6 protein-coding genes and 1 other annotated feature are annotated in these 7,677 nt (G+C 39.5%); of the genes, 5 read left to right on the forward strand and 1 reads right to left on the reverse strand.

The window, feature by feature from the left end; translation table 11 throughout:
- Both AC11ZT_RS11490 and ysxE read left to right on the forward strand, forming a co-directional pair.
- A partial coding sequence (locus AC11ZT_RS11490) for a LysM peptidoglycan-binding domain-containing protein (protein WP_484059724.1) occupies positions 1-730 on the forward strand: 730 nt, incomplete at its 5' end.
- Positions 731-781: 51 nt separating this feature from the next.
- A complete protein-coding gene (gene ysxE / locus AC11ZT_RS11495; RefSeq protein ID WP_484059725.1) occupies positions 782-1,813 on the forward strand; it encodes a spore coat protein YsxE in 1,032 nt (343 codons plus the stop codon).
- A gap of 97 nt (positions 1,814-1,910) precedes the next feature.
- Here ysxE and AC11ZT_RS11500 read toward each other — a convergent pair whose 3' ends face one another.
- Entirely contained in the window at positions 1,911-2,111 is a 201-nt protein-coding gene (locus tag AC11ZT_RS11500; RefSeq protein WP_484059726.1) for a hypothetical protein, read from the reverse strand.
- Between the two features lie 161 nt (positions 2,112-2,272).
- Positions 2,273-2,499 (forward strand) — a binding site (T-box leader).
- A gap of 310 nt (positions 2,500-2,809) precedes the next feature.
- On the opposite strand from AC11ZT_RS11500, the gene AC11ZT_RS11505 reads away from it, so the two are divergent.
- From AC11ZT_RS11505 to AC11ZT_RS11515, 3 genes are all read left to right on the forward strand, one after another.
- On the forward strand, positions 2,810-5,446 hold the full coding sequence (locus AC11ZT_RS11505) for a valine--tRNA ligase (protein WP_484059727.1): 2,637 nt from the start codon (positions 2,810-2,812) through the stop codon (positions 5,444-5,446).
- Between the two features lie 64 nt (positions 5,447-5,510).
- On the forward strand, positions 5,511-6,815 hold the full coding sequence (locus AC11ZT_RS11510; protein WP_484059728.1) for a bifunctional folylpolyglutamate synthase/dihydrofolate synthase: 1,305 nt from the start codon (positions 5,511-5,513) through the stop codon (positions 6,813-6,815).
- A 121-nt stretch (positions 6,816-6,936) separates the two neighbouring features.
- Positions 6,937-7,677: hypothetical protein (locus AC11ZT_RS11515; RefSeq protein WP_484059729.1), on the forward strand; the 741-nt coding region annotated here is incomplete at its 3' end.

Raw genomic sequence — 7,677 nt, forward strand, 5'->3', positions numbered from 1 at the left:
CATCTATATTCGGGAGGATGGCATTAATGAGCTTTCACATGCATTTCCGTTAGAAATATCAATTCCGCGGGGCCGTGTTCATGAAATAGCAGATTTGTTTGTAACCATTGAAACGTTTGATTATGAACTGCCTGAATCAGGATGTTTGCAACTGATAGCAGATCTCTCCATTCACGGATTACGAGAAGAAATACAGCGCGAAGAAGAGCTTATTGAGGAGCAGGAACTAGATGAACCGGAACTAGATGAACATTCACAATTTCTTCACGAGCATACTCCTGAAGAAGAGGAAGATCTATTTGAACCATTTGAGCTTGTCGAAAGAAAAGAACCGGCAAAAGAACTGGTAGAAAAGCTGGTAGAAGAGCCAGTAGAAGAGCTAGTAGAAGAACCTGTTGTTATACAAAGACAAGATGTAGTTGCCAAAGCAGGATGGCTAAATCGAAAGAACGAGGAGATTTCAACCTCAAAAGAGGAGGAAGACGAATTTGAATTTTCTAAACGTGATGAAAATGCACTTTATTTAACGAAGTTATTTACTACGAAGGAACGAGAAGAAGAGTTCACCAAATTACGCATGTACTTTGTACAACAAGGAGATACGATTGATTCGATACTAGAACGGTATGATATTACGATTCAGCAATTAACACGTGTAAATGTCTTAGATGACTTATATGTGCAAGAAGGAGAAATACTGTATATTCCCATCGCAAAAAGCAATGTATAAGCTGGAGGATGGAAGTTTCACCTTATCTAAATAGAAAGGATCATCGCCTATATGGATCGTGAAGTGAGAGATCGGTATATTCCTATTTTAAAAATGTATCGGCTTCACGCAGAACATTTAGAAGAGTATGGAAATGTTGTGAAAGTTTATACGAATCAAGGTCCATACGCATTAAAGAAGCTGCGCCCATCTTATGAGCGCAGCAATTTCATGCAGAATCTCCAATTGTTAACGGAAAAGGGGTTTACAAATTTTGCTCCTGTTTATCATACAAATGATGGGAATTATGTACTTTCTGACGATGAGAACAGCTATTACTTAATGCCTTGGCTAGAATCAGATGATAATGAAGAAAATGACCATTATCATAAAATGTTTCGGGCGCTAGCACTTATGCATCAAAAAACCTCCCGCGAAGAAAAAGTATCAGAAGAAAAAATCCAACTGCATTTTGATACGCTCTCAAAGCAATGGGAGCAGGAACGAGATATGCTGGACCAATTCGTTTTAACCTGTGAAAACAAGTGGTATATGTCACCATTTGAACTTCAGTATTGTACGTATTATCACCATGTCGTTCGTTCCCACGAGTTTGCAACGAAAAAGCTGGGAGAATGGCATGAAGCAATGAAGGATAAGGAATCGACGCGTATATCGCTTATACATGGGAATGTCGCAGGAAACCACTTTTTATTTGATCAACAACGAAATGGCTATTTCATTAGTTTAGAGCAATCCCAATTATCTACACCTGTTCAGGATTTAGTTCAATTCTACTTACGTTCGCTTTATACGTATCCGATGGCTCGTAATGATCGATATGAATGGTTTCATGAATACCAAAAAACATATCCTTTTTCACAAGAGGAAAAACAACTTCTCCTTGCTTACCTTGCCTATCCACAAAGATTTACAAAACGAGTATCCCAATATATAGATGTAGCTCCTCGAAAAGATATGCAAGAGCTGAACTCCGTTAAAAATCTACAGCAGGGCTATTGGCTCATCAGTAACACCGAATTTTTTATCACCCAAATTCAAGCTGCAGAAGCACAGCAGAATCAGCAAAATCAACAGACATAAAGAATGAAGTGTCAGTCAATAGGGAAAGGACTGTTACAAAACGACTCTGTATCTAGCGTTGTTGTAACAGTTCTTTTTTTGATTCATGGTCGTTAGTTTACGGTTGCTGCCAATGGATTCGAATGGTTAAGGTGATAAAAATGGCAAGTATGATAAAGTCTAAAAATGTGGGAAGAATTAATGTTCGTATTGCTTGAAAAATGGTTAAAGGGATAATAAAATCATAAGCAATCGACTGAAACGATCGAAACCATGAAGGGGTGGAGAAGTTGTAAGTTCGCTTATTGCGTCGCATCATTGATTCCTCCGTGGGTTGTATTCCTTCTAGCATATGATACAAATCAGGAAATGTGCCTATGGATTTTGTACGTTCAGAGAATAAAAAACTCGAAAAACGATATTGACGATTATGTTTTTCTTTTTTAGACTATAATGTATGATAGAATATGATTCGAATAGAAAAATGCGTAGATAGGGAAGAGTATATCGCACAAGCATCTTACAGAGAGAGAGATCAGTTGCTGGGAGATTTCTTAGATGACAACGATAGAAGGTAGCCTCTTGAGCAGCTTCTTTGAAGTACGAGTAGAAGAAGCCGGGATGAAACCCGTTACATAATGAAGTGTGCAGGCTTTAGTCTGCAAAAAAAGGTGGTACCGCGAATCCAAACTCCATTCGTCCTTTTATGAGGATGAGGGAGTTTTTTTGTTTGAGCAAGCCGGTTACGCTTTTCGTGTCTAGCTACACCGGCTAGCTCCTCCGGTCAGAAAACCTCCTCTCATAAAGGCAAAGAGCGCCTTTTTGAGAGGAGAACTTCTGCCCTATGGAGCTGAACGAGCCGGTTACGCTTTTCATGGTGTCTAGCTACACCGGCTAGCTCCTTCGGGTCGGAGAACCTCGCCCCATAAAGGCAAAAAACGCCTTTTTGTGTCGAGAACCTCCGCCCTTCGGAGCTGAACGAGCCGGTTATGCTTTTCTAATTTAGGAGGGATAGGTATGGAACAGAAGACGTTGTCGACAAAATATGATCATACGTCTGTAGAGGAAGGTCGCTATAAATGGTGGGTGGAAGGAAAGTATTTCGAAGCTAAGGGAGATCCGGAGAAAGAACCGTATACGATTGTAATTCCGCCGCCTAACGTAACAGGAAAGCTTCACTTAGGTCATGCATGGGATACAACTTTGCAAGATATATTGACGCGTGCAAAGCGGATGCAGGGCTACGATGTATTATGGCTTCCTGGCATGGACCATGCTGGGATTGCAACCCAAGCAAAGGTAGAAGCAAAGCTACGGGAAGAAGGAGTATCGCGCTATGATCTTGGACGTGAGAAATTTCTAGAAAAAGCATGGGAATGGAAAGGCGAATATGCAGCTCATATTCGTGCACAGTGGGAAAAAATCGGATTAGGGCTTGATTATTCTCGTGAACGCTTTACTTTAGATGAAGGATTATCCGATGCAGTTCGTGAAGTGTTCGTTACGCTATATAAAAAAGGGCTAATTTATCGCGGTGAATATATCATCAACTGGGACCCACAAACAAGAACAGCTCTTTCAGACATTGAAGTTATTTATAAAGATATCCAAGGTGCGTTCTATCATTTACAATACCCACTTTCTGATGGCACGGGCTTTTTAGAAATTGCGACAACTCGGCCTGAAACGATGTTAGGTGATACTGCTGTGGCTGTCCATCCGAAAGATGAACGGTACCAACATTTAATTGGAAAAACGCTTATTCTTCCAATTGTTGGTCGTGAAATCCCGATTATTGCAGATGAGTACGTAGATATGGACTTTGGATCAGGAGCTGTGAAAATTACACCTGCTCATGACCCGAACGACTTTGAGGTTGGGAATCGTCATAATCTAGCACGTATTCTCGTTATGAACGAAGATGGAACGATGAATGACAAAGCTGGTAAATACGAAGGAATGGATCGCTTCGCATGCCGTAAGCAAATCGTTCAAGATTTGCAAGAACAAGGCGTTCTTATAAAAATTGAAGAAATGACACACTCGGTTGGACATAGCGAAAGAAGCGGGGCAGTAGTAGAACCCTATTTGTCTACTCAATGGTTTGTAAAAATGCAGCCGTTAGCGGAGAAGGCAATTTCACTTCAGCAAGAAGAAGAAAAGGTTACATTTGTACCAGACCGCTTTGAGAAAACTTATTTACACTGGATGGAAAACATTCGTGATTGGTGTATTTCTCGTCAACTTTGGTGGGGGCATCGTATACCAGCTTGGTATCACAAGGAAACAGGGGAAGTGTATGTATCTGTAAATCCACCGGAAGATATAGAAAACTGGGAACAAGATTCAGATGTATTAGATACTTGGTTTAGTTCGGCACTATGGCCGTTTTCAACGTTAGGCTGGCCAGACCGTGATGCGATTGATTTTAAACGCTATTATCCAACAAATGTACTTGTTACAGGGTATGATATTATTTTCTTCTGGGTTTCTCGTATGATTTTCCAAGGGTTAGAATTTACTGAGAAACGCCCATTTGCAGATGTATACATTCACGGACTCGTTCGCGATGCAGAAGGACGCAAGATGAGTAAATCACTCGGAAACGGTGTCGATCCAATGGAAGTGATTGAAAAGTACGGAGCAGATTCTTTGCGCTACTTCTTATCAACTGCCGGATCCCCTGGTCAGGATGTTCGATACAGTATTGAAAAAGTAGAATCAACTTGGAATTTCATCAATAAGATATGGAATGCCTCTCGTTTTGTATTAATGAATCTAGACGAAATGAAGTATGAAGAAATTGATCTTACGGGAACAATGAACGTTGCAGATAAATGGATTTTAACACGTCTTAATGAAACCATTGAAAGTGTAACAAGAAATATTGATAAATATGAACTTGGGGAAGTAGGACGCTCCCTTTACAACTTTATATGGGATGACTTCTGTGATTGGTATATTGAAATGGCAAAGCTTCCGTTATATGGAGAAGATGAGGCAGCAAAGAAAACAACTCGCTCTGTATTGGCCTATGTGTTAGAGAGCACAATGAAATTGCTCCATCCGTTCATGCCATTTGTGACAGAAGAAATTTGGCAAGCCCTTCCACATGAAGGAGAATCGATTATCGTTTCAAAATGGCCAGAAGTACGTGAGAATCTGTCAGATAAACAAGCTGCAAAGGATATGCAAATTCTCACAGAAATAATTCGGACCGTTCGTAACATTCGCGCGGAAGTAAATACACCGCTCAGCAAAAAAATCCAGCTTTTCCTAAAGGTAAAGGATGAAACTTTATTAGCAAGCTTGAAGCAAAACAGTGCTTATATTGAACGTTTCTGTAATCCAAGCGATCTTATCCTTGCAACGGATATACAAGCACCTGAGAAGGCTATGACAGCAGTTGTAACCGGAGTGGAATTATTTCTTCCACTTGAGGGTCTAATTAATATTGAAGAAGAAGTGGAACGTTTACAGAAAGAAGTAAAGAAGCTTGACGCAGAGGTAGAACGCGTACAGAAAAAACTAGGCAATGCAGGATTTGTTAAAAAGGCTCCTGCTCATGTAATTGAAGAAGAGCGTAAGAAAGAACAAGATTATGTTGAAAAACGTGAAGTTGTTCGTGCTCGCCTAGCTGAACTACAACAGTAGAATCATCGACAAGATGAGCCTAGCGACCTTTTCTTGCTAGGCTTGTTGAGTTAGGAGGGGTAGCATGATACAGTCTTATGAACAAGCAATCGATTGGATTCATAAACGACTTAAGTTTGGAATCAAGCCGGGATTAAAACGGATGAATTGGATGCTAGAACAATTAGATCATCCTGAAAGACTTGTGAAATTTGTCCATATTGCAGGCACGAATGGAAAAGGCTCTACCGTTGCCTATATGCGTTCCATTTTACAGAAAGCTGGATATAAGGTAGGAACATTTACGTCTCCTTATATCGAACGATTTAATGAACGTATTAGTGTGAACGGAACGCAGATTCTGGATGAAGATATTTTGAAACTAGTGAACCTAATGAAGCCTTTGGTAGAAGCGGGAGATAAAACAGAACTTGGCGCTGCAACAGAGTTTGAAATTATTACCGTCATGGCCTTTTACTACTTTGCTCATGAAAATAGTTGTGATATTGTTTTGCTGGAAACAGGTCTTGGCGGTAGATATGATTCTACAAATGTTGTGTCTCCATTATTGTCCATAATTACAACAATCGGTCATGATCATATGCATATTTTAGGAAATACGTTAGCAGAAATTGCGTATGAAAAGGCAGGGATTATAAAGAAAGATACCCCTGTTGTAACAGGTGTTACACAGCAAGAAGCTCTTGATGTTATTACATCAGTAGCACGGGAGAAGCAAGCAAAAACGTATGTATTAGGCCATGATTTTACCAATGAATATATGCGTTCTGAGTCAAATGGGGAACTATTTTCATTTTCTTGTGAATTTCAAAGACTTGAGCAAGTCTCGATTTCAATGAAGGGTGTTCATCAAGTTCATAACGCTTCCCTAGCTATCATGGGTATTTATTATTTGAAAATGTTTCAATCTTTTCATATAAATGAAGAGCACATTCGAGAAGGGCTACGAGAAGCATATTGGATTGGAAGATTTGAACAATTAATAGAGAATCCGACCGTTATTATTGACGGAGCCCATAATCCTGAGGGAGTAGAAAGTGTAGTAGAAACGATGAAAGCTCATTACGGAGACAGACGAATTGTAATTATGTTCAGTGCACTTGGAGATAAGAAGCTAGAAGAAATGGTATCGTTACTAGAGACTGTTGCTAGTAAGATGATATTTACGACATTTTCATTTCACCGTGCAATAGCTGCAAATCTACTCGCCTCTCATTGTCACACTACTGAAAATGAAGTATATGAAAACTGGAAAGAAGCTTACGAACATACAATCTCAGAGCTAAATGAAAAGGATGTATTATTAATCACAGGTTCTCTCTATTTTATAGCAGAGGTACGAAAGTTTATTATAGAAACAAAACGATAGTCAGAAGATGACTATCGTTTTGTTGTTCTATTCCATATTGATGAGGAATATCTTTCTAATACAAGAATCTCGTTTATTTTTGCGATAGGCTACGGTTTGAGATTAGAAAGGAGAGGAAAATATGGACAAGTATTCTCCAAAAATATCGATTAAGCTAAACGGCACAAATGTGTCATACAAAGAAAAACGAAAAGCAATCGTTTCAGCTAAGAAAGACGAGGCGGTGATTCAAGCTGCCAAAGTGGAACCTCATATAGATATTCCCCCATCATCCGCGAGTTCGATTAATCTAAAAAAACGAATTGTACTCACAGTAAGCTCTGCTGTAATCCTTGGAACTGGATTAGGAATAGCTGTTTTGCAAACACTAGGTGATAGCCAAACGCAAGGAAAGCAGCCAAATGCCATTGTCGCCAAACAACAAGTAGTTCAGCAGGATACGATTGCTTTGCAGCCTGTCAAATTCTCTATTCTACAAACAGGAGTATTTTCTTCCAAAGAAAAGGGACAGGCTACGCTTGATGCTATGAAAGCGAAAGGCATACCAGTAGCGATGAGACAAGAAGCTGGAAAATATTATCTTGTAACGTTTGTTAGTAATGATGGGACAAGCGCAAAGCAAATGGGAGACTTGCTTTCTAAGAAAAACATTAGTTTTTATGTGAAAGAATGGTCGATTCCACAAACAACCGTTCCAAAACAATATAATGCATCGCTTATTGCAAAATCTGAATCTATCTTGCTAAATATCGTGAAGCAAAGTACACAACTATATGTAACAGGGAGTATGGATGAAGCAAAATGGAGCCAGATGAATAAAGAACGTGAAAACATCACAAAGGAAGGAAGTACTGTACAACAA

The sequence above is a fragment of the Ectobacillus sp. genome, from assembly GCF_056992975.1.

Bases quoted from the DNA above. Each gene is read 5' to 3' on its own strand.
- AC11ZT_RS11500 (WP_484059726.1), bottom strand. From the start codon at position 2,111: ATGATGCGACGCAATAAGCGAACTTACAACTTCTCCACCCCTTCATGG.
- AC11ZT_RS11505 (WP_484059727.1), top strand. From the start codon at position 2,810: ATGGAACAGAAGACGTTGTCGACAAAATATGATCATACGTCTGTAGAG.
- ysxE (WP_484059725.1), top strand. From the start codon at position 782: ATGGATCGTGAAGTGAGAGATCGGTATATTCCTATTTTAAAAATGTAT.
- AC11ZT_RS11510 (WP_484059728.1), top strand. From the start codon at position 5,511: ATGATACAGTCTTATGAACAAGCAATCGATTGGATTCATAAACGACTT.